Consider the following 22,330-nt stretch of genomic DNA (forward strand, 5'->3'; position numbering starts at 1 on the left):
GTTTCAACAAACGCTTAGTTGCCGAAATACTTATGGAATAACCATAAAAAAACCCATGTTGCGATGCTACACCATCACAGCACGGGTTTCATCTATCACTATCGCCTAGCGAGCATTAATATTGTGCCGGAGCACCTGCTGCGGGCAATGCGTTTAAAATAAACTCACGCAAGTGTTGATTCGAAAGCTCTAGATCATGGCGGCGCAAATACATCATGTGGCCGCTACGGTAGCCTTCAAAAAACAAGCGATCTTTCATTTTTCCGCTCGGGTCCATTTGCCACATACTGTATTTCGCATCGAAATAGTTGGTGGCGCCATCGTAGTAACCTGATTGATACAACACGTTCAAAAACGGGTTTTGCGCCATCGCTTGGCGTAAGTTTTCACCCGTATTGTTGCCGCTGCGATCCCAAGGGTGAACCGGGCCAAACATGTTGTACGCCACATCGGTTTTATAACCTAGCTCTTCTCGCAGGTAATAATTAATCGCCGGCGTAAATGAGTGTAACCACGAAGTTAGCTCTGAGTTGAAATCAGGACGCACACCTACATCTTTGCGATCAATTCCTTTATAACGCGAATCTAAACGGCCAATGGTTACGCCCTCATCACGCAGCAACTCTTTCCAGAAAAATGCCGTATCGATATCTAAGTTGCTTTGCAGCACTGCTTCAACGGAAAGGCCAGAATAACGCGCTACTTGCTCAGCAATCGCTTGTTTTTCCTCTGCCGGTAACCAAGCACCTTTGGCCAACGCCGGTAGATATTCATTCAACGTGAACGCTTCTACTTCTGGCAGTAAATCGTAGAGATCGCCACTTTGTAGATCATCCGCTAGTACGCCATGATACCAGGCCGCAGCTGCAAAATAGGGTAAGCGATTGGCCGCTTTTACTGGGCCATCACGGCTAATACCCATATCGGTTGGCGATACCAAAATCACACCGTTTAAATACATCCAGTGGTTGTTTTGCAAAGCTAATGCCATACCCGCAACACGGGTAGTGCCATAGCTTTCACCAATCAGGAATTTCGGTGAGCGCCAGCGTTCGTAGCGAGTAACAAACGTATTTACCCACTCGGAAAGATAGCGAATATCTTCGTTCACGCCGAAGAACATTTTTTGCTGTTCCGCGCGCGAAGGCATATTGCCATCTGGGCCGGGGAGCACCCGTGAATAACCGGTGTTCACTGGATTCACAAATACAATATCGGCTACATCTAACACTGAATATGGGTTTTCTTGCACGCCGTAGGGCTGGGTTGGAAAGCCCTCTTCATCGAGTAATAAGGTTTTCGGGCCGGTATAAGCTACGTGCATCCAAACCGATGCTGAGCCTGGGCCACCGTTGAATGAAATCATTAGAGGCCGGCGCTCTTGGTTGCGCACGCCTTGGCGCTCGTAATACGTATATTGCAGGGTTGCCGTTGGGTGCCCTTCTTCATTCCATACCGGCATGGTTCCAGCATAGGCTTTGTAATCAATGCGTGAACCATTAATTTCTGCTCGATGATCCGTAACCACTACCGATTCCACATCAATGCTACGGCGGTGCTCATCGTTCGCATGTGCGGTATTTGTGTAGGAAACAAACCCTAATTGCAGCGTGGCTAGTGTAAGCACCAGCACGCCTTTCTGTAGTATATTCATAGTCTTCCCATTTATGTTTTATATGGTTCTAATACTTATTTTTTGAACCAGTTATTCAGCAAATATTTCCATTAACACAGGCTTTAAAAAGCTAGCACCGTATTCGTTCAAATGATCGTCATCGAAATATATAGGTAAACCTGCCTTATCACCCCAGCACACCCCATCTTGGCAAAAAATCGGCACCGGATCGAGTAAAGTTACTCCACAATCGGTAACCGCCTGTTCCAGTGCGGTGAGTATCACACTTTGCCGAGCATAGTAGTGCTCTAGATCCAAACTTACGCGCTCAGCCTTGCCTTGGAAAAACTCCGTTCTTGCCATACGTTGTGGCACGCTTACCGGCATTTCCGGTGTGGGTTTCAGCATAAACACGTGCCGATCTTCGGCAAATTCGCAAGCGGTAGCAGTGATCCCGGCACTAAATTCCTGAAAAAACGCCATCGTACGTTCAGCGTAAGGTTCAGAAATATAATACTCGGGCACTTCCCCTAATCCTGTAGCTTCCATCGGATCGCGGCCAATAACATATTGGGCAAAACGATTCACCATTAACATCGGCACATCAGCCGGCAGTTGTTCGCTACGCTCAAGGGCGAAATCGATAAACTCGGCACATCGGTAACGGCCGTCTTCCGCCGATCGAATACCTTCAATAGCGGGGCAACCTGTCATTGTCCAATCAAGCACGTGCAAACTTTCATGTGGCAGCGCCGCCTCTGCTGTTCGCACCACGGAACCGCCGTGGCTATCACCAAGCACAATTAACCCAAGTTCCGCCCCACCATAGGTGCATTCAGCCGAGGTTCCACGAGAACTAGAGCCTAAACACTCGCTTCGGCGTGGATTAATATCGTTAATAGCGCCAGCAAGCTGCTCAACATTAGCCGGTAAACGTTCTGGCAAATCACCACCTCGAACCCATTGCGCTGGCACCGCACACACTACCAAAGCGGTAACGAAAATAGCTGTTAATGCCCGCTTCCGGCGGCCATAAAACAGGATGCGAACCGGGTTTTCAATGAGCCGATAGGATAAATCACCGAGTAATAAACTGGCGAGAATCGCACCGATAACTGCAGGCACCGAATTTTGCATACCCATGAAGAATAGCAATACAGCAAAGGGCCAATGCCACAAATAAATCGAATAAGAGCGCGTACCCAGCCATTGCGCAATTGGGTGGCTTACCATCGGGTTGTTCTGCCGAGCAGCCCCTAGCACCAGCATGGTGCCGATTACCGGTAACAATGCCCACGCACCTGGCCAAACAAGCTCTGCATGGAAAAACACAAATGGCATTATCATCAGCAGCCAACCAACAGCATAACCCACGTTCGCTATACTAGTACTAAGTTGCGGCCTACCTTGCCAACGAGTAAAAAAGAATACCAAGCCGCCTGCGGCCATTTCCCATGCTCTCGCTGGTAATAAATAAAATGCTGCGTTCGGATCTTGCGGCGAAATATAAATACTATAGCCAAGAGATAGCAAAAACAGCGCAGCAATACTTATAAATAGCGCGGTTATGTTGCCCCGTAGCAGGCGAAAAGCGAGCCACAAAAATACCGGAAAGAGCAAATAAAACTGCCATTCCGCGGCTAAACTCCAAGTGTGTAATAACCACTTTTCATGGGCTTCACTATCGAAATACCCGGCCGCACCGGCAAAATCGATATTAGAAATAAATGCTAAGGCATAATTCGCCTGAGATGCGAGCTCTTGATAATCTGGCGTGGGTAAAAAGAACCAGCCTGCTCCAAGCAGAAGCAAAATCATCGCGTATAGCGCGGGAATAATGCGTTTTGCGCGCGCGAGGTAAAATAGCCGGAAGCTGAACTTATTCTGAGCAAGGCCGCTCACAATAATATCGGTCATTAAATAACCGGAGATAACAAAGAAAATATCAACACCGGTAAAACCACCGGAAAAACCTGGCACTAAAAAGTGAAATAGCACCACCGACATCACAGCCCATGCGCGCAGGCCATTAATATCGTTACGGAATCCGGCTTTAGTTAAATCAAACTTCATGCGCCTGTTTAGCCCTCAATACACCTTCAAAACAATCGTTATGTACTATTCTATTGGTGTATTTTCAGGGCTACGGCGCATGAAGTAAACCTACTTTTCTAATTAATAACCCGCAGCGTAACCATCTTTGCGGCTCTCGGAAGCACCGATGTAAATGCCCTGTTCCGCATCAAACCAAATCGCTTGATAACCACCATAAGGCCCAACCGCTTCTTGCAAGCGGTGGCCCATTTTCACTAATTCTCGCCGAGTGTTATTTGAGAAGCCATTTTCTAAACTAACCGCACCACCATCAACCATAGTTTCGCCAGTTGGTTGGCTAGAGCCGGTATGCAGAATGCGCGGTGCATCACCTGCTTCTTGTAAGTTCATGCCAAAATCAATCATGTTAATCAGAATTTGCGCATGCATTTGCGGCTGCGTTGCCCCACCCATTACACCGTAACTCATTAATGGCTTACCATCTTTAGTAACAAACGCCGGTATAATAGTTTGGAAAGGCCGCTTACCCGGTTCAAACACGTTCATATGGCCTTCTTCCAGAGCAAATAGCTCGCCGCGGTTTTGCAGTACAAAGCCCAAGCCTTCAGGCGTAACACCCGAGCCCATGCCACGATAATTACTCTGAATTAGCGAAACCATATTGCCGTGCTTATCGGCGGTAGTAAGGTAAATGGTATCGCCGGTAGTTGGCGGATTACCCGGTTCATAGCTACGCCCAGCACGTTGAGGGTTAATCAATTGCACACGTTCTTGGGCATATTCTTTTGAAATTAACCAATCAACCGGAATATCGTTAAACGCGGTATCGGAATAGAACTTAGCGCGATCTTCGAACGCCAGTTTTTTCGCTTCTACAAAATGATGAATATATTCTGGGCTATCAAACCCCATTTCAGCTATATCAAAATGCTCAAGAATATTAAGAATCTGCAGTGCAGCAATACCTTGGGTATTCGGTGGTAGTTCCCACAAATCGTAACCGCGGTAATTAGTAGATACCGGGTCTACCCACTCGGAATGGTGCGCAGCTAAATCTTCGTAACTCAGAAAACCGCCGTGCTCCTGCACGAAATTGCCAATGGTGCGGGCAATTTCGCCTTCATAAAAAGCATCTCGGCCATCGCTAGCCAGCTGTTTGTAAGTGTTGGCCAAATCTGGATTACGAAACATCTCACCTTTACGTGGCGGGTGCCCATTTTTCATGAATACTTCACGAAAACCAGGGAAATCTTGCAATACTTCGGCATTGCGTTCGAAGTAATAGGCAATCACTTCAGTTACTGGGAAGCCGTTTTCTGCGTAATGAATAGAAGGCGCAAGAATTTCATTCATCGGCAATGCGCCAAAGCGGCCATGCATCTCGAACCAGCCATCCACAGCGCCCGGCACCGAAAGCGGCAATAAACCCCGAGCCGGAATGCTTTCATAGCCATTTTCAATAAAGTAATCGAGCGATAGGCTCATAGGCGAGCGGCCAGAAGCGTTTAATCCATACAGCTGCTCACTTTCCGCATGCCAAATAATAGCGTAGAGATCGCCGCCTATGCCGTTGCCCGTTGGCTCAACCAACCCCAGCACAGCGTTGGCGGCTATAGCTGCATCAATGGCATTGCCACCCGCTTGCATTATATCGAGCGCTACTTGTGTAGCGAGCCCTTGGCTAGTTGCTGCCATAGCTTCAGGTGCCATTACTTCAGAACGGCTAGCGAAATGGTGGCCAGTAATTCTATCGGCAGCAGTAGCGTTATATATTGGAGCAAGTGCGGCAGCGGTAACTAGGCCCGCGGTGATAGCAGCAACGGCTGCCTTTTGAACAAATGCATGCATGGTATTCTCCAGCTATGTTAAGTAGGCGCTTTGATTACATAATCAATCAGCAACTGCTGTGCGCTTTGTTTCTGGCGCATAAGCGCCATCACGTGAGCTTCCTGCTTACTTTCATCCAATCGAAATAAAACTTTGTATTTTTTGTAGGTTACCTGACGATAATCAGTAATGCCCAGCATTTCAAGCTCTGGGCATACCGGAAACTGCTTCGGGTTATTGGCTAACTTGCTTTCCGTGGCTAAAACCAACTCGCGCGCGATTGCACTAGCCTCTACCTCGCCTATAAATTGGTTCATATAGCGAATCAGAATGGTTAGCGTTACTTGAGAAACATGAGTGTAATTTACGAGCGTTCTTGCTGTATTCATATTTGCTTGGATCCTAATCTTGTGAATCCAAACCTACTCGCTGCAAAAGCTCATCTGCACCGATAGTTCTGCCCTCGCGAATATCTCGTTCGGCAAGGTTCATAAGCTTAAGTAGCGCAATGCCTTCATCGCGTATTTGCGCACTCGCCTCAGATTCTATTCGATATACCGGCGTACCACCTTGAGTAACCACAATAGGCTCTTCAACATCAAGAGTTGCCGCATTTTGCTTTATATAGCTAATGGTTTTAATTTGCATAAGCCCCCCGTAAACACTTACTCATAATAGAAAACAGCCCAAAGTAGAACACCGCCAAAGCAGAACACAGTACGGCAGCCCAAATATGAACTATTTATAGACCATTTATCATAAATTCACAAGATTCAAGCCCCAAGAAACAAAAAGCCCAGCACTTAGATAAGTACCGGGCTTTATTCTACTAGCTGAAATTAATCGCTAGATAATTTATGCAACACTAATCGTTGGAATAATCGTATCTTTCGCTTTCTTCTCAGCTGCCATGAAATCAGGCATTTGATTAAAGTTCAGATATTTATACACTTCACCTGCCATCGCATCGATGTTTTGTGCGTATTCCATGTACTCTTCACGGGTTGGGATTTTACCCAAAATCGCGCCTACTGCAGAGAGCTCGGCAGAAGCAAGGTACACGTTTGCGCCATCACCTAAACGGTTCGGGAAGTTACGCGTAGAGGTAGAAAGTACAGTTGCACCAGCTTTCACGCGCGCTTGGTTACCCATACACAATGAGCAGCCTGGCATTTCAGTACGCACACCGTTGCGGCCGTAAATGTTGTAATAGCCTTCTTCCATCAATTGCGCTTCGTCCATCTTCGTTGGTGGCGCGATCCACAATTGAGTATTTAATGGCTTGGTATTTTGCTCAAGCAATTTGCCAGCAGCACGGAAGTGGCCAATATTAGTCATACAAGAACCGATAAATACTTCATCTACTTTGTTGCCAGCAACGTCTGATAAGGTTTTCGCATCATCAGGGTCGTTCGGGCAGCAAAGAATTGGTTCTACGATTTCGTTCAAATCGATTTCCACAACTTCAGCATACTCGGCATCTTTATCAGCCTGCATTAGTTCAGGGTTGGCCAACCATTCTTCCATTTTCTTCGCGCGGCGTTCAAGTGTACGCACATCGCCGTAACCTTCAGCCATCATCCAACGCAACATGGTAATGTTTGAACGTAGGTATTCGGCAATCGATTCTTCTGAAAGCTTAATGGTACAACCCGCAGCTGAACGCTCTGCTGAGGCATCAGAAAGCTCGAACGCTTGCTCAACGGTTAAATCATCTAAACCTTCGATTTCTAAAATACGGCCAGAGAAGGCATTTTTCTTACCACGTTTTTCAACTGTAAGTAGGCCTTGCTTGATACCGTATAAAGGAATGGCATGTACTAAATCACGCAAGGTAACGCCCGGCTGCATTTTGCCTTTGAAACGCACCAATACTGATTCTGGCATATCTAACGGCATTACACCGGTAGCCGCAGCGAATGCTACTAAGCCTGAACCTGCAGGGAACGAGATACCTAGTGGGAAACGAGTATGTGAATCGCCGCCCGTACCTACAGTATCTGGCAACAACATGCGGTTTAACCAGCTATGAATAATACCATCGCCAGGGCGCAACGATACACCGCCACGGTTCATAATGAAATCTGGCAATGTGTGCTGAGTATCGATATCTACTGGCTTTGGATATGCCGCTGTGTGGCAGAATGATTGCATTACTAAATCAGCGTTGAAGCCTAAACATGCTAAATCTTTCAGCTCATCACGCGTCATTGGGCCGGTAGTATCTTGCGAACCTACCGTTGTCATGCGTGGTTCACAGTAAGTACCTGGGCGCACACCTTCGATGCCACACGCTTTACCTACCATTTTCTGTGCTAAGGTGAAACCTTTACCACTATCGTTCGGCTGATCTGGGGCACGGAATAAATCGTGATGGCCAAGGCCCAATGATTCACGTGCTTTCGTGGTTAAACCACGGCCGATAATTAGATTGATACGGCCACCGGCACGTACTTCATCAATAATTACATCAGAAGCATACTCATATTCAGCAATCACTTCGCCAGCTTCGTTTTCGATTTTGCCAGCGTATGGATAAATGTGAATCACATCACCCATATTCATTTTTTCTACATCAGCTTCAAATACCAAAGTTCCGGTATCTTTCATGGTGTTGAAGAAAATAGGCGCTACTTTACCACCAATGCAAATACCGCCAGAACGTTTGTTCGGCGTACCTGGCATATCTTCACCAATGCACCAAAGCACAGAGTTAGTGGCTGATTTACGTGAAGAACCGGTACCTACCACATCACCTACGAATGAGATTGGGTGGCCTTTTTTCTTCAGCTCTTCAATCTGTGCTGCCGCATTTGTAATGCCTTCACGTGGCATCTTGTACATAGCTTTCGCATGTAATGGGATATCTGGGCGCGACCATGCATCTGGTGCAGGTGAAAGATCATCGGTATTGGTTTCGCCGGTAACCTTAAATACAGTAGTAGTGATTTTTTCTGGCATTTCCGCACGATTAGTAAACCATTCGGCTTTCGCCCATGATTCAACAACATCTTTTGCCACGGCGTTGCCGTTTTTCATGCGCTCTTCTACATCATGGAACGCATCGAACATTAAGATAGTTTTCTTCAATTCAACGCCAGCAAGCTCGGCTAATTCTGCATCATCTAGAAGCTCAACCAAGGTTACAATGTTATAGCCGCCATGCATGTTGCCCAAAAGCTTCACGGCAAGTTTCTTATCAATAACAGGGCTGCCTACTTCACCTTTGGTGATCGCGGCTAAAAAGCCAGCTTTTACATAGGCTGCTTCATCAACGCCAGGAGGCACGCGTTCGCTAAGTAGCTCTAGTAAGAAATCTTCTTCACCTGCTGGTGGGTTTTTCAATAACTCAATCAACTCAGAAACTTGCTCTGGGCTAAGTGGTTTTGCTGGAATTCCTTCGGCGGCGCGTTCGGCCACATGTGCACGGTATTGTTCTAACACAAATAATTCCTCTTAATAAAAGCCCCCGCTAACTTCAACATGAAACGAGCGTGGGCAATGTGAAAACGGGCGAATTATACGCCAAATTCACTCGGAAATGAATTTAAGCGGCTCTGATAAGGGCTATATCAGCCATTCACCGTGTTTATGGTGTGCGTAATAGTTAGTTATAGTTCTAATAACTGTTTCAACACTAGGGTTTCTCGATGAATCGAGAGGCCCATGGTTGCAGGGCGTTGTTTGATAACATTTTGGTTATGCGAAACCGCTTCTTCTAAAGATACCCAATGCGCCGACATGCCATTATTAATCTCGTAATGTTCAAGGTTGCTACTGCCAAGTTCCTCAGCAATATCGCAATGAAACCAATAAGAGGTTTGGTGCATAAGATCCCAATCTTTCTTCCAAGTGGGCATGTATTCGGTAATTTTACCAAAGGCTGAGAGCACTTGAATATCTTGTGCGCCGGTTTCTTCTTGCAGCTCTCGCTTTAAACCAATAATTGGGCTCTCGCCGGCATCGATACCACCACCCGGAAAGCTAAAATCATCATAGCGCTCGGTATATAACAACAAGATTTTCTCATCGCGGCGCACAATGCCACGCGCAGCTTCACGCTTAAGCACCCGCAAATCAACCGAAGGCTCGTTTGCATGCAAATCATGCCCAGCGAGCGATTCGTGAATAAGGTGAGAAATTAATGGGATATCGAGAACAGAAGGTTGATTCATTAGTTTATAGCACCGCGCTTTAGCAAAAAAATTACCATTTAGATTTGCAAACAAAGCTAAATTCAGGCGGCGAATTGTACGCTAATTCACCGCAAGAAGCTAATTTAACGGGCTTTATAATCTTTAACGCGAGGTGCCAAAAATCAGCTTTGTGATCACACGCCGCTGTACACTTCATCGAGTGCGGCCAGCATAGTTTGTTGCGAGGTTTCCGAAGCTAAGCGATGTTCATCTTCAACGGTAATCAACGAAATGCCAAAACGCTTACAAAATTCAGCTACTTTAGCGTGCGGCACTACTTCATCGGATTTGCCATGAATAACGCGAATACGAGAAGCTGGGGGTAACTCAGTAACCTGCTCACCTTCATCTGTGTGCACTGCCGGCGCCAACAACACCAAACTTTTAAAGCGTTCTGGGTATAACGAGTATAAACGCGCCGCTAAAAGCCCCCCAAACGAAGAGCCAATTAGAGTAACCCCGGTTAAACCTTGGGTTACCTCGGCGGCTTTTGCCAACCGCTGATGCAAATCCATATCTTGAAAATCAGGCGATTCAAGTTCCGGAAACGCTTTTTTAATCAGCTGATATTTCGAGCCATGAGGGCCACTTTCAAGGCCATGAAAAAAGAATAAACTGGGCATTAATCAATTCGCTTCATGAGTTCTTCCATAATATCGTTCATGGTTACAAAACCTACGAGATTATTATCACTCACCACCAATAAGCGTTTCACGTGGTGCTGCGACATCAACCCAGCCACATGCTTCAAGCCCAAACTTTCGCCTACCGACAACGCAGGTTTTACGCATACATCGTAAACATTCAATAAATCGATATCACCATCTTCGGCGATAACGGTTTTTAAAATATTGGTGTACGTAATTAACCCATAAGCGTCGTGGTCTGATTGCTTTTCTACCACCAACGATTTGATATTCTTGCTTTTTAGCAAGCTCAACGCTTGTCGCAAGGTAGCAAAAGGCGAAATAGTAATTACATTGTTAATCATTACATCGCGTACGATCATTATTAGTTCCTATCATTAACCTAAGGGTTATAAAGTATCTTTTATATGCTGCTCAAATTTTTCTAACTGGGAAACATCAATACCGCCCAGGTGCTCAAGTGGTAAAGTAAAAACTAACCCCTTCGAATCTTCGCTATCGGGCATAATTACATGTTGAACGGCTTTGAGTATTTGCAACGATAACCCTTTCTCCAAAACCATCAACAACACTTGTTGGCTACCATCGTAAGTTAAGCCAAAAAACGATTTCTTCTGGTTATTGCTAATACCTCGACCAGACATCACCGTAATACCGCCAGCGCCGAGTTCTCGCGCTGCATCAATCGCTTCTTGCTCTAACTCTTCTGGAACAATTGCAACTAACACTGAAAATTTCATGATTCTACCTTTTCGATCGAAGTGTTTTGCTGTTTCGCTCGGTATGTTGCCATCCACTGCATAAGAATAGCGTATACCATAACGGTAATAATGGGGAATATTGAGGCGAAAGCAATTAAGCCAAAACCATCAATAAGTACATTCCTCCCCTCAATGTGGGTAGCCAAACCAATACCTAGGGCAGTAACAAGCGGAACGGTAACCTCTGATGTGGTTACGCCGCCTAAATCATAAGCCAGCGCTATGATGTAACGCGGTGCGATTATAGTGAGCACAATCACTATCGAGTAGCCGCCAATCACATAATAGTGCATGGAGCCACCTTCAATGATGCGGTGTACGCCAATAGTGATACCAATGGCAACACCCAACGCAACTAACAGCCTGATAGCATTACCATTCAATTTGCCCGCGGCCGCTTCCTCGGCTTGTTGGCCAACCGCAATTAATGCTGGTTCTGCCATCGTAGTGGCAAAACCGATAGTGAAAGCAAAGAGGTAAATAAAAATAAGGTTATCGCGTTGTATGAGCTGCTCGGCCATGCTGCTACCAATCGGGAACAGGCCCATTTTTAAGCCAACCACAAAAGCATATAACCCAAAAATTACTAATAAAAAGCCAAGCAACACCTTTCGTGGGTTAGCCAAAGGCCGCCGCAACACAATGTATTGAAAGAATACGATGGTAAGAATGATTGGAATAACATCGCGGAACATTTCCACTAAATCGAGCAGCATAGCCATAAAGCCACCGAGCACCTCCTCGGCAGCGCCAGCTTGCAGGAGCATGGCATCGGCATCTGGAGCCGGGCCACTAAACACAATAATGCCATAAATCTGCACACTGATCATTGGCACCATTACCGCCAATGCAACAAGCCCAAAACCATCAATAAGTGGGTTACGGCCGCGGATTGAAGCGGCTAAGCCAATACCTAGCGCAGCGATTAAAGGAACGGTAACAATATTGGTAGTTACACCACCCGAATCGTAAGCCAAGCCAACAATTTCTTCGGGTGCAAAATAGGTAACAATGACAACGAGAATGTAGCCAACAATCATGAACCATTGCAGCGGATACCCAAAAATAGTTCGAAATACCCCAAGAGAAATAACAAAACCCACAGAAACTGCTACGAGCAAGCGCAAGGTAAGGGCATCAATGCGGCCGCCACTAATTTCTTGGGCTTGTTGGGCCACGGCAATAAGAGCAGGCTCGGCAACCACAGCAGAAAAGCCGATAGCAAAGCCGAAAGCAAGTAAAATAGGCACTGAGCCTTTTTTAGCAAACTGGTTGGAAAGGCTCTTACCTACGGGGAATATACTTAGTTCTAAACCCTGCAAAAAGAGTGCAACGCCCACAGCAACAATACCTAAGCCTATGGCCATACTCAGGCTATTATCGGGCACTTGCTTTAACACCAACAATTGAAAAACCAATACCACAACAACGATAGGCATTAAATTCTTAAATGCATGTGCTAGTGCATGGGAAAACTCTTTTAAATAACCCAAACGCAGCGATTTCCTTGTGGTTAACTTACATTACCGCACAGAGCGCAAATCTTACTTGCCTGAGCTTTAGTTCGCAATAGATTGCGATTCAAAGCCTTGCGAATACGCGATCTAGATCAACCATTGCCACAACACACCGCTTAAGCAAAGCAAGCCAAGCAGTGAAAACAACCCAAGCCGCAGAACAAACATGCACACGAATGCAACCGCGGTTAACACCCACGCACCGGTTTCAAACGAGCTCAATTCTGGTAACAACACGGAAATGCCGGCAGCTTCCCAGGTGAAGTTATTGGCAAATAAATAGTTCAGCGCAAACCAAAGCGCCAAATTTGCGATAACGCCTACTACCGCGGCCGTTACTGCCGATAGTGCGGCATTTAAACGCGGCATTCCTCGCAGTTTCTCAACGTAGGGAGCGCCAGCGAATATCCACACAAAACACGGTAAGAAAGTAACCCAAGTAGTGAGCAGTGCCGCAAGCGTTGCACCCAATAATGGATGCATGCCTGTGGCTTCGCGAAAACCTGCTAAAAAGCCAACAAACTGAGTAACCAAAATAAGTGGGCCCGGCGTAGTTTCCGCTAAGCCCAAGCCATCGAGCATTTCTCCTGGTTCTAACCAGCCATACAGCTCAACCGCCTGCTGAGCAACATAAGCGAGCACAGCATAGGCGCCACCGAAGGTTACCACCGCAAGCTTGGAAAAGAATAAAGCGATTTGCGCCCACACCGAGCTATCACCAAATAGCGCAATAAGCCCTACTACGCTGAGTAACCAAAGGGCTGCGCAAATAAAGGCCGCGCGTTTGGTGCCGGGCCGAATATCGGTAGTAAGAATATCTTCGGGTTCAGCGGTTTTTGCGTTTATTTTGCTAGCAAATGCCCAACCGATAATAGCCGCGCCCAAAACTACCAATGGAAAAGCAACATCAAATACAAACAGTGCAAAAAAACCACCCACCGCTAGTAAACCGGCAATAGGTGTTTTTAAAGCCCGCTGGCTTAAACGCATCATGGCTTGAAAAACAATCGCCAAAACGGCCGCTTTCAGGCCAAATAATAGGCCTGCCACAATGCTGACATCGCCGAGCAACACGTACGCCCATGAGAGCGCCAAAATCATTGCAGCGCCGGGTAAAATAAACAGAATACCGGCTACTAACCCGCCTTTCACGCCATGCAATAGCCAACCTACATAGGTAGCCAATTGTTGCGCTTCTGGCCCGGGTAACAACATGCAGTAATTCAGCGCATGCAAAAAACGAGATTCATCAAGCCACTTCTTTTCTTCCACAATCATGCGGTGCATTAGCGCAATTTGCCCAGCAGGGCCGCCAAAACTAAGCAAGCCAATGCGCCACCAAACAGCAAGCGCTTCAGCAAACGGAATAGATTGGGATTTTTGAAGTTCACTCGCGCTTTCATTCATCAGGTTGCTGCCTCATTATTTTCCGCGCTTATTCTTCTTCGCGCTTGTTTTGCTAAAGATAACAGAAACTAGCAGCGGTGAATTTGCTTGGTGAAGGTTTGCCACATTAAAGTTGCTGCCGGCCCTAAATGTTTTGCTGCCATTTTCACCACATGAATTTCCGCATGAATATGATCAAGGAAGCCTGGAATATCAATTTCGACCAATTTTTTGTTCTTTAATTCTCGGCTGATCAAATCGCGTGGCACTACGCCCCAACCCATTCCTGCTTTTACATACTGTACCAAGGTATGCGCATCATTTACACGCAACCGTGAACTACCAGAAACCCGATATATCTGTTCAGGATTAATACCCATATTTAACTCTTTCGGCAAAATATACGGCAATGCACTGAGCGCATCGCGGCTTTCAGGTAATCCATATTCAGCAATCAAGCTCTGTGCCATTACCACTACTAATTGAAAATCACCAATGCGCAGGCTCTCGAAATCAGCAAGTTGCTGAAAGGTAGGCAGCCAAGGTGTGAGTGCCAAATCGGCTGCACCGGTTTGAATATCGCGTAACGATTCCAGTTGCGAATGGCCAGAAACAATCACCTCGGTAAAGGGGAATTGCAGTTGCACTTGGCGCAATGCCTCGATGAGCAGCTCAGGATTACAGGTATAATCATAAGCAATGCGCAGTTGCGGCTCAGCACCTTCCCTGAGTTGCCCAATGGCAGAGTTTAGGCGCTCATGTTGGCGCATGAGTTCTTCAGCGTGGCGCTTAAATTGAGTACCTTGCGGCGTGAGTTGCAAGCGATAACCGCTGCGATCAAGAATGGCAAAGCCAACTTCATCTTCTAGTTTTTGCAAGGTCATGCTGAGTGCGGGTGCAGTTCTGTGTAACGCTTTTGCGGCGCCTTGCAAGCTTCCTTTCTCCAACACCATAAACAAAACTTTCAACGGCCATATTTTCACAGTTTCACCAAAACTTATTAAGGAATACTTAACAATATAGCAAGTTTATTTAAATATTTCTTTACGAAAAAATACACTACACTTGTTTGCATTGGCAGTATTCATTAATAACCTACTTACCTGAAAGGTTGTAACTCATGCGGTATAAAAAATTTAATGTTCGGCCCCTACTCGCCCTCACTGTGATTGCGCTAGCCTTCGGCCTTTCAGCCTGTAGTGAAACTGCCTCAGAGCCAGCCGAAAAACCATTACGCCCAGTAAAGCTAATTACTGTAGGTAGTGATGATATTAGTGATATTCGCAGTTTTCCCGCCGTGGTTGAAGCAACACAAACCGCTGATTTAACCTTCCGTGTTGGTGGTGAATTAGTAGAGTTACCCTGGCGGCCCGGGCATCAGGTAGAACAAGGCGATCTTATTGCAGCTCTCGATCCTACCGATTACCGGCTTACCGCTGAACAAGCCCGCGCTCGAGCTGAACTGGCACAAGCGCAATATGATCGCATTGCCCAATTGGCGGAGCAAAATATTATCTCACGCTCACAGTTCGATGAAGCGAAAGCCGAGCTACAAGTAGCCCAAGCTAACCTGAACACTGCTGAAACAAATTTAGGTTACACCAAATTGCATGCGCCGTTTGCTGGCATCATTGCCAACTTGCATGTTGAGCTATACGAAAATATCGGGCCACAACAACCGATTATTACCCTGCAAGTAGATGATATGGTTGATGTGCGCATTCAAGTGCCTGAACAGTTATTTGCGCAAGTTCGCCGTGATTTAAGCTACCAACCCGATATCACCTTCGAAAGTTTACCGGGGCAAACCTTTCAAGGCCAACTTCGCGAATGGGATCGAATTGCCGATGCGGCAACGAATACCTACCGCGTAGTGTTTACTTTGCCGAAACCTGAAGCTGGCAATATATTACCCGGCATGACAGCCTCAGTAGCTATCGATAGTACCCAAGTGATGCCGGCGCATACCAACGCCATCACGGTTCCAATTGCTGCTGTTTTCACGCCAAGTGATAAAGCGCTGGCTGAGAATATTCGCATGGTATGGATATACCAACCCGCAGAACAAGGCAGCCAAGGCACGCTTTTCGCTAGGCAAGTTACTATCGGTGCGGCCAGCTCGTCGGGTATTTCCATTCTCGATGGCTTGAGTGTTGGTGAGCATGTTGTAGTTGCTGGGGTTCATCAGCTTGAAGAAGCGCAAACAGTGCGCCCTTGGATCCGCGAGCGGGGCCTGTAAGCTATGAATATCGCCCGCTATAGTATTGAACGGCCTACTAGCTCTTGGATTCTGCTGCTAGTACTTTTAATCGGCGGTTTTTTAGCGCTGCAAAGCCTTGGCCGCCTTGAAGACCCTGAATTCACAATCAAACAAGCATTAGTGGTTACACCCTACCCTGGCGCATCAGCGCAACAGGTGGAAGAAGAGGTAACCGTACTACTTGAAAACGCATTACACGAATTGCCTTATATAAAACACGTTACTTCCAATTCAATGCCCGGCCGATCGCAAATTATGGTGGAAGTAAGAGAAACCTTCCGCTCCGATGCACTTCCACAAATTTGGGATGAACTTCGCCGTAAAATCAACGATCAATCTCGACACCTACCACCGGGCGCTGGGCCCGCCATGGTGCAAGACGATTTTTCCGATGTTTATGGTGTGCTACTCGCCTTAACTGGTGATGGCTATAGCTTGCCCGCTCTGTATGATCATGCCAAGTATCTTCGCCGTGAGCTCGCGTTAGTTCCAGGCGTTGCCAAAGTAGTGATTAGCGGCAAACAACAGGAACAAGTGGTAGCCGAGGTTTCCCGTGCTCGGTTAGCAAACTTAGGTATTCCGCCACAACGTATTTATGAATTGCTCTCTACCCAGAACACTATTTCCGATGCTGGCCGTGTTCGCCTCGGCAACGATGCTGTGCGTTTTGCCACGAGCGGTGAGTTTACCTCTGTGGAGCAATTGAATACGCTGATTATCAGCAACCCAGGCGCGCGTGAACAAATTTATCTGGGCGATGTAGCGAACATTTATCGCCAAGAACAACCGATTCCAAACCACGTTCTGCACTTTAATGGTGAAGCTTCGTTGTGGTTGGGCGTATCCTTTACCCGTGATGTAAACGTGGTTGAAGTGGGCGCTCACTTACGCGAACGAATAGCCGAGCTAAACTATGCCACTCCTGTAGGCATGGAATTAAACTCTATTTATGATCAGCCTGCAGAAGTAGAAAGTTCAGTTTCTGGCTTTTTGAATAACCTCGCCCAAGCCATTGTGATTGTGATTGTTGCGCTGCTGCTTACCATGGGCTTACGCAGCGGCTTTTTAATCGGCTTGGTACTCCTACTTACCGTTCTTGGTACTTTTATTTTCATGGCTCTTGCAGGCATCAACCTGCATCGAGTTTCACTTGGCGCGTTGATTATCGCCCTAGGTATGCTGGTTGATAACGCCATTGTAATTACTGAAGGTATGCTGGTTGGCGTGCAGCGTGGGCAAACTCGATTGAGGGCGGCGCAAAACGTACTGCGGCAAAATGCATGGCCGCTTTTAGGTGCCACACTCATTGCAATATTAGCCTTCGCGCCTATTGGCCTATCAAACGATGCCACGGGCGAATTCGCCGGTTCACTGTTTTGGGTGCTGTTGATATCGTTAAGTTTAAGTTGGCTTACCGCACTTCTGTTAATTCCATTTTTGGGCGAACGGCTATTTCGAAAAGGCGTTAAACAAGCAGAAAGCGAAGAAGCGCTCTACGGCAACCCAATTTACCAAGGTTATCGGTTATTATTGAAAACCGCCCTGCGTTTCCGCTTGCTCACTATGGGGTTGATGGGTTTGCTATTAGTGGTTTCGGTGCTAGGTTTTATGCAAGTAAAACAAAGCTTCTTTCCAAGTTCAAACACGCCTGTTTTCTATGTTGATATGTGGTATCCGCAAGGCACCGATATTCGCGCCACGGGCGAAGATATTGCCCACGCTGAGCAATGGTTACTCAGGCAAGAAGGTATTGCTCAAGTAGCTACTACCATAGGCCAGGGCGCACCCCGTTTCACGCTGCCGTATATTGTAGAAATGCAGCATGAAAACTACGCTCAGCTTATCGTGCGCACCGAAAACACTGATATTTTACCCAGCTTAATGGGCAAAACTCGTGATTACTTGGCTCACGCCCACCCTGATGCGCGGCCAAAAATACGCCGCATGGAAATCGGCCCGCCAGTAAAAGCGGCCATTGAAGTTCGTTACAGTGGTGCTGACCCGGATATCTTACGCCAGCTCTCAGAACAAGCACAGCAAGTGTTGAGCAGAGAGCCTGCTCTGGCTTATGTGCGTGATAATTGGCGCGAGCGCGCGAAAGTATTGCGCCCACAATTTAACGAAACCCATGCCCGCCGGGTAGGTATTAGCAAGCAAGATGTGGATGATTTATTGCTCGCAAACTTCCGTGGCAAACGCGTTGGCATTTATCGTGATGGCACCGAGCTGATGCCTATTTTAGTGCGCGCTCCGGAAAACGAGCGAGTTTACTTAGAGCAGTGGCAAGATATTCAGGTATTTAGCACCGCTTTAAACCGTTATGTGCCAATGCCGCAGGTGGTTGATGCCATGCCACTCGAGTGGGAAGACCAAGTTATTCACCGGCGCGATCGAAAGCGTACACTTACGGTAATGGCAGATCCAGATCCGCTGTTTGCCGGCACACCGGCGCAAATATTTAGTAACATTGAAGCAGAAATAATAGCTATTCCTCTGCCTGCAGGCTACGAAATGGCATGGGGTGGTGAGCATGAAGCTTCTGGTGATGCCAAAGCCGCCGTATTTAAAACCTTGCCTCTTGGCTATTTAGCTATGTTCATAATTACTGTGCTGCTGTTTAGTTCAGTGCGCCGCGCGGCGGTAATTTGGACAACGGTTCCGCTTTCCATTATTGGTGTTACCTTGGGTTTGCTCATTACTAATCAAGCGTTTAGCTTCATGGCTTTGCTGGGTATTTTGAGCCTTAGTGGCATGTTAATTAAGAACGGAATTGTATTGCTCGAGCAAGTACTTACTGAGGAGCGCAGCGGTAAATCAGGTTATCAAGCATTAGTAGATGCTTCGGTAAGCCGGGTGCGGCCGGTAGGTATGGCTGCGGTAACCACCATTTTAGGCATGATTCCGCTGCTATTTGATGAGTTCTTCGCCAGCATGGCGGTAACCATTATGTTTGGTTTGGGTTTTGCTACGCTACTTACATTGATTGTGGTGCCGGTAATGTATAGCCTAATTATGCGTAAATCAGAATACCGCAACAGCTAATATGGAATAGCTGATACGAATTCACCAACTGCCTGCGCTTTCACTTGCGTTAGCGCTGGCAGTTAGTTCGAAATAGCTTCACTAGCTTCAGGTAGTTCACCCTCTTGCATTTCATCCACCGGCTGCTCCTTAGGTTGCACCCGCGCTTGAATTTGCAACGTTGTATAGCCAGAGCGGGGCATGTTATATCCCATATTCACCGGCAAGCGGTTGGGTGTCATGCTTGCTTGAATCATGGTGCGAATATCGGGTGGGGTAATTAAGTAACGGCTAATATCCGAGCGCACACGCATTCGCTGATCCACATTATCAAGGCCAGCCATTGATAAGTAGGTGCCAATCAAAGCATTCATTCCTTGTTCATGCCCACGCAAAAACTCTAGCGTTAGTTGCCCACCAGTTTCATTTCCTGGTGCAGCCAATAATGTAATGGCATACCGGTGTTCTGAAGAAGTGGTGCCCCAACACACCCAATAGTTTTGGTAACCTTGCTGGCCAAGAATTTGCCCGCGCTCAAAATCGGTATTGCAACCATTCCATTCTGAAAGTTGAAATTGATTCAATATCGCTAGTTGGTGCTGAATAGTAGGTAATTCGCCCTCAGGCCAGTTTGATTGGGTACGGCTGGGGGCTTCGCTGCAAGCAGAAACCGCTAAAGTACCCAATAGCAACAAACATACTTTAACTAGATTCATGTTTTAACAACCATTTCTTTCGTTCTACACCACCGGCATAACCACCGATACTTCCATTAGCTTGCACTACCCGATGGCAAGGCACAACAATAGCGTGCGGATTACGGCTATTCGCTTGCCCTACTGCTTGATAACCGCGAGGCCTTCCTACTCGTTCCGCCAACTGCCGGTACGACCAAGTTCCACCAAAGGGAATTTCTCGTAAAGCGGCCCAAACCTCTTTTTGAAACTCAGTTCCAACAGTAACTAAAGGCACATCAAAGGTTTTTAGATCACCATCAAAATATTCATTCAGCTGCTGCTCCAGCCTTTCTATCCAGAGATTCGCTTGATTATGGGTATGATAACCATGCCCTACTTTTGGCACGATTTTCACAAAGTTCACCGATTGAATACCATCAATATTCGCACGTAGATGCAGCGTTCCTACTGGGCTTCGAATATATCGTTCCGCTTGGCTAATCATCCTTTATTTCCTCGTATTGCCTACCTGCAAAGACTACCAAATCCAATGTTTAAAGCGATACAACCAACGTTCAACTGCATTCATTTCTGCTCGCTCTGCTAGCACCGCTGTTAACAGATCAGGCCTATCGGTAATAATGCCATCAACACCCAAATCAACCATTCGTGCCATGCTGGCCGTATCGTTCAATATCCAAACATGTAATTCATGCCCATGGCGGCGAACCCTGCTTAATCTGCTTGGCGTAACTAACGCTGCTCGCAACGCCAACGCATCAACCGGTTGCCCCTCCAGCCTGCCAATCGAAGTATGCACTAATAAACTCGTTCGCAACTCAGGGTCAATTTCCCGCGCTTGCCATAAATCATTGGGGGCCAACGATGCCAAAATAGTGTTGTTAATAAACTCCAAACGTTGCAGTTCGGCGACAACTTTAGGCACTAAATTTGGCATTTCCGGAGCACCCTTAATTTCTAAATATAGCCCTGCTCTGCCACGCATAAGCTCCACAGTTTCCGCCAATGTTGGCAAACGTTGATCGGCAAACTCACTCGCAAACCAACTACCTACATCAAGGTTCGAAAGTTCAGTATAGTTCACATCCCAAATTGGGCGATGATCTCCCGCTATCCGCAACAAATCGCGATCATGAATAATCACTAATTCGCCATCAGCCGTGTGACGCACATCGAGTTCAATATAATCAGCACCGTCGTGAATCGCACGGTCAACCGCTGCGAGTGTATTTTCTGGCGCATCCCATGAGTTACCGCGATGGGCAATATTCAGCGCCTCATCATTTGGATTAAACACCTGTAGTGCATAACCAACTTGCACTAATGCAAAAATAACTAACACCGCTTCAATACCTATCGCAAACAAACCCGTGTTACGGGGTTCATTAATAGCACTGCGGCAAATTTTCTTACCTGCATAACGGTGATAGAGCCTAAGCATCAACAAGCTATTAATGCTCACGCCCACACAACTCGCCACTAAGCTAGTTAGTGTGTAGCTAAACAGTAGCAGCACAATGGCGCTCAAAACTAACCATTGCTGGGCGGGCAATATCTGAAATAAACCCCACCCTAAGGTATCAAACAGCAGTGAAATTAATATGGGGAGTAGCGCAACAACAGCTGCAACCGTAAGCACTACATAAGCAATTTTATGCCGTGAGCCCTTGGTAAGCTCAGCACTACGGCGTAATGCTCGTAGTGGCGAACATTCTTCGATAAGCATACACGGTAGTGCCAACACCCAGCGCAGGTGGATACTGCCATGCACAGCAATCACCCAAATTGCGGCAATCGCCAACACTGACATAAACTGCCAAAATTCAGGAGGATGCGCGTTGATAACAAAGTAGATATCGTAACCGCCAAGCAGATGCTGAAAGGCAAAACCAATTATCGCCAAAAGCGGCAGAAGCAGCGCTAAATGAACGGCTACTTGTATGCCAGCTAGCGCCAACAGCGATTTTAACCGCTTAACCACTAACCACAGAGCACCTGCGGCGGTATGAAATTTTCCAGAAGCGTTGCGGCTAGTAATTAATATCATGCCGGCGTGTTGCAGAAAGATAAACACTGCAAAAAAAGTAACCGATACCAATAACCACAACATCCCGCTGGGATTGAACATAAAGCCTAAGAGCGCTTCGTTGCCCACCAGTGTTTCGCCACTAAGAGTAACTAGTGCACGCAAAAGCCACACGCTAAGTGGTGTGAATACGGTAAGTAGTAATAACGCGAAATACAGGTGGAAAGCCAACAAGGCTCGCCGGTGATATCGAATGCTAGCCAGTATCTCGCGTTTCAATTGCACGAATCGAATCATGTGGTTAGTTTACCCTGCTCGCGT

The 22,330-nt window shown here is 46.8% G+C and carries 18 protein-coding genes and 1 pseudogene; 2 read left to right on the plus strand and 17 right to left on the minus strand.

The window, feature by feature from the left end; genetic code table 11:
- Positions 1-115: 115 nt before the first annotated feature.
- The 14 genes and pseudogenes from A28LD_RS08960 to A28LD_RS09020 all read right to left on the minus strand — a co-directional run bounded on the left by A28LD_RS08960 (position 116) and on the right by A28LD_RS09020 (position 14,987).
- Positions 116-1,654, minus strand: coding sequence for a S10 family peptidase (locus A28LD_RS08960; RefSeq protein ID WP_007420763.1), 1,539 nt, complete (start codon positions 1,652-1,654; stop codon positions 116-118).
- 51 nt (positions 1,655-1,705) lie between these two features.
- Complete coding sequence (locus A28LD_RS08965) at positions 1,706-3,688, minus strand: acyltransferase family protein (protein ID WP_007420764.1); 1,983 nt, start codon at positions 3,686-3,688, stop codon at positions 1,706-1,708.
- 102 nt (positions 3,689-3,790) lie between these two features.
- Positions 3,791-5,518 carry a gamma-glutamyltransferase gene (gene ggt, locus A28LD_RS08970; RefSeq protein ID WP_007420765.1) on the minus strand — a complete coding sequence of 576 codons (1,728 nt, stop codon included), beginning with the start codon at positions 5,516-5,518 and terminating at the stop codon, positions 3,791-3,793.
- Between the two features lie 17 nt (positions 5,519-5,535).
- Complete coding sequence (locus A28LD_RS08975; RefSeq protein ID WP_007420766.1) at positions 5,536-5,886, minus strand: hypothetical protein; 351 nt, start codon at positions 5,884-5,886, stop codon at positions 5,536-5,538.
- 13 nt (positions 5,887-5,899) lie between these two features.
- On the minus strand, positions 5,900-6,145 hold the full coding sequence (locus A28LD_RS08980) for a type II toxin-antitoxin system Phd/YefM family antitoxin (protein WP_007420767.1): 246 nt from the start codon (positions 6,143-6,145) through the stop codon (positions 5,900-5,902).
- A gap of 207 nt (positions 6,146-6,352) precedes the next feature.
- Complete coding sequence (acnB, locus tag A28LD_RS08985) at positions 6,353-8,941, minus strand: bifunctional aconitate hydratase 2/2-methylisocitrate dehydratase (RefSeq protein ID WP_007420768.1); 2,589 nt, start codon at positions 8,939-8,941, stop codon at positions 6,353-6,355.
- A 167-nt stretch (positions 8,942-9,108) separates the two neighbouring features.
- On the minus strand, positions 9,109-9,672 hold the full coding sequence (locus A28LD_RS08990; RefSeq protein ID WP_007420769.1) for an NUDIX domain-containing protein: 564 nt from the start codon (positions 9,670-9,672) through the stop codon (positions 9,109-9,111).
- A 155-nt stretch (positions 9,673-9,827) separates the two neighbouring features.
- Positions 9,828-10,316, minus strand: coding sequence for an alpha/beta hydrolase (locus A28LD_RS11990; protein ID WP_007420770.1), 489 nt, complete (start codon positions 10,314-10,316; stop codon positions 9,828-9,830).
- A complete protein-coding gene (locus tag A28LD_RS09000) occupies positions 10,316-10,702 on the minus strand; it encodes a CBS domain-containing protein (protein WP_007420771.1) in 387 nt (128 codons plus the stop codon). Before A28LD_RS09000 ends, A28LD_RS11990 begins: the two co-directional genes overlap by 1 nt.
- A gap of 27 nt (positions 10,703-10,729) precedes the next feature.
- On the minus strand, positions 10,730-11,080 hold the full coding sequence (locus tag A28LD_RS09005) for a P-II family nitrogen regulator (RefSeq protein ID WP_007420772.1): 351 nt from the start codon (positions 11,078-11,080) through the stop codon (positions 10,730-10,732).
- On the minus strand, positions 11,077-11,817 hold the full coding sequence (locus tag A28LD_RS12385) for a DUF1538 domain-containing protein (RefSeq protein WP_443134843.1): 741 nt from the start codon (positions 11,815-11,817) through the stop codon (positions 11,077-11,079). Before A28LD_RS12385 ends, A28LD_RS09005 begins: the two co-directional genes overlap by 4 nt.
- Positions 11,818-11,913: 96 nt before the next feature.
- Positions 11,914-12,540 (minus strand): annotated as a pseudogene (locus A28LD_RS12390) (DUF1538 domain-containing protein); the annotation flags it as partial.
- Between the two features lie 165 nt (positions 12,541-12,705).
- The gene (gene chrA, locus A28LD_RS09015) at positions 12,706-14,025 is read right to left on the minus strand and encodes a chromate efflux transporter (protein WP_007420774.1); all 1,320 of its coding nucleotides are present in this window, start codon (positions 14,023-14,025) and stop codon (positions 12,706-12,708) included.
- A 68-nt stretch (positions 14,026-14,093) separates the two neighbouring features.
- Complete coding sequence (locus tag A28LD_RS09020; protein ID WP_040487209.1) at positions 14,094-14,987, minus strand: LysR family transcriptional regulator; 894 nt, start codon at positions 14,985-14,987, stop codon at positions 14,094-14,096.
- A 137-nt stretch (positions 14,988-15,124) separates the two neighbouring features.
- Between A28LD_RS09020 and A28LD_RS09025 the strand changes: the two genes are divergently transcribed.
- Both A28LD_RS09025 and A28LD_RS09030 read left to right on the plus strand, forming a co-directional pair.
- The gene (locus A28LD_RS09025; protein WP_007420776.1) at positions 15,125-16,243 is read left to right on the plus strand and encodes an efflux RND transporter periplasmic adaptor subunit; all 1,119 of its coding nucleotides are present in this window, start codon (positions 15,125-15,127) and stop codon (positions 16,241-16,243) included.
- Between the two features lie 3 nt (positions 16,244-16,246).
- Complete coding sequence (locus tag A28LD_RS09030) at positions 16,247-19,306, plus strand: efflux RND transporter permease subunit (RefSeq protein ID WP_007420777.1); 3,060 nt, start codon at positions 16,247-16,249, stop codon at positions 19,304-19,306.
- Positions 19,307-19,368: 62 nt separating this feature from the next.
- Here the strand turns inward: A28LD_RS09030 and A28LD_RS09035 are convergent, their stop codons facing one another.
- From A28LD_RS09035 to A28LD_RS09045, 3 genes are read right to left on the minus strand one after another with little or no spacing between them, the layout of a single operon-like run.
- The gene (locus A28LD_RS09035) at positions 19,369-20,001 is read right to left on the minus strand and encodes a hypothetical protein (RefSeq protein ID WP_007420778.1); all 633 of its coding nucleotides are present in this window, start codon (positions 19,999-20,001) and stop codon (positions 19,369-19,371) included.
- Entirely contained in the window at positions 19,988-20,467 is a 480-nt protein-coding gene (locus A28LD_RS09040; RefSeq protein ID WP_007420779.1) for a methylated-DNA--[protein]-cysteine S-methyltransferase, read from the minus strand. Before A28LD_RS09040 ends, A28LD_RS09035 begins: the two co-directional genes overlap by 14 nt.
- A 33-nt stretch (positions 20,468-20,500) precedes the next feature.
- Positions 20,501-22,306, minus strand: coding sequence for a glycerophosphodiester phosphodiesterase family protein (locus A28LD_RS09045; protein ID WP_007420780.1), 1,806 nt, complete (start codon positions 22,304-22,306; stop codon positions 20,501-20,503).
- Positions 22,307-22,330 lie beyond the last annotated feature (24 nt).

It is taken from the genome of Idiomarina sp. A28L (genome assembly GCF_000218785.1).
Taxonomy (GTDB): domain Bacteria; phylum Pseudomonadota; class Gammaproteobacteria; order Enterobacterales; family Alteromonadaceae; genus Aliidiomarina.

Excerpts from the sequence above, each read along its gene's own strand:
- A28LD_RS08960 (WP_007420763.1), bottom strand. The coding sequence starts at position 1,654 with ATGAATATACTACAGAAAGGCGTGCTGGTGCTTACACTAGCCACGCTG.
- A28LD_RS08965 (WP_007420764.1), bottom strand. The coding sequence starts at position 3,688 with ATGAAGTTTGATTTAACTAAAGCCGGATTCCGTAACGATATTAATGGC.
- ggt (WP_007420765.1), bottom strand. The coding sequence starts at position 5,518 with ATGCATGCATTTGTTCAAAAGGCAGCCGTTGCTGCTATCACCGCGGGC.
- A28LD_RS08975 (WP_007420766.1), bottom strand. The coding sequence starts at position 5,886 with ATGAATACAGCAAGAACGCTCGTAAATTACACTCATGTTTCTCAAGTA.
- A28LD_RS08980 (WP_007420767.1), bottom strand. The coding sequence starts at position 6,145 with ATGCAAATTAAAACCATTAGCTATATAAAGCAAAATGCGGCAACTCTT.
- A28LD_RS08990 (WP_007420769.1), bottom strand. The coding sequence starts at position 9,672 with ATGAATCAACCTTCTGTTCTCGATATCCCATTAATTTCTCACCTTATT.
- A28LD_RS11990 (WP_007420770.1), bottom strand. The coding sequence starts at position 10,316 with ATGCCCAGTTTATTCTTTTTTCATGGCCTTGAAAGTGGCCCTCATGGC.
- A28LD_RS09000 (WP_007420771.1), bottom strand. The coding sequence starts at position 10,702 with ATGATCGTACGCGATGTAATGATTAACAATGTAATTACTATTTCGCCT.
- A28LD_RS09005 (WP_007420772.1), bottom strand. The coding sequence starts at position 11,080 with ATGAAATTTTCAGTGTTAGTTGCAATTGTTCCAGAAGAGTTAGAGCAA.
- A28LD_RS12385 (WP_443134843.1), bottom strand. The coding sequence starts at position 11,817 with ATGCTGCTCGATTTAGTGGAAATGTTCCGCGATGTTATTCCAATCATT.
- chrA (WP_007420774.1), bottom strand. The coding sequence starts at position 14,025 with ATGAATGAAAGCGCGAGTGAACTTCAAAAATCCCAATCTATTCCGTTT.
- A28LD_RS09025 (WP_007420776.1), top strand. The coding sequence starts at position 15,125 with ATGCGGTATAAAAAATTTAATGTTCGGCCCCTACTCGCCCTCACTGTG.
- A28LD_RS09030 (WP_007420777.1), top strand. The coding sequence starts at position 16,247 with ATGAATATCGCCCGCTATAGTATTGAACGGCCTACTAGCTCTTGGATT.
- A28LD_RS09035 (WP_007420778.1), bottom strand. The coding sequence starts at position 20,001 with ATGAATCTAGTTAAAGTATGTTTGTTGCTATTGGGTACTTTAGCGGTT.
- A28LD_RS09040 (WP_007420779.1), bottom strand. The coding sequence starts at position 20,467 with ATGATTAGCCAAGCGGAACGATATATTCGAAGCCCAGTAGGAACGCTG.
- A28LD_RS09045 (WP_007420780.1), bottom strand. The coding sequence starts at position 22,306 with ATGATTCGATTCGTGCAATTGAAACGCGAGATACTGGCTAGCATTCGA.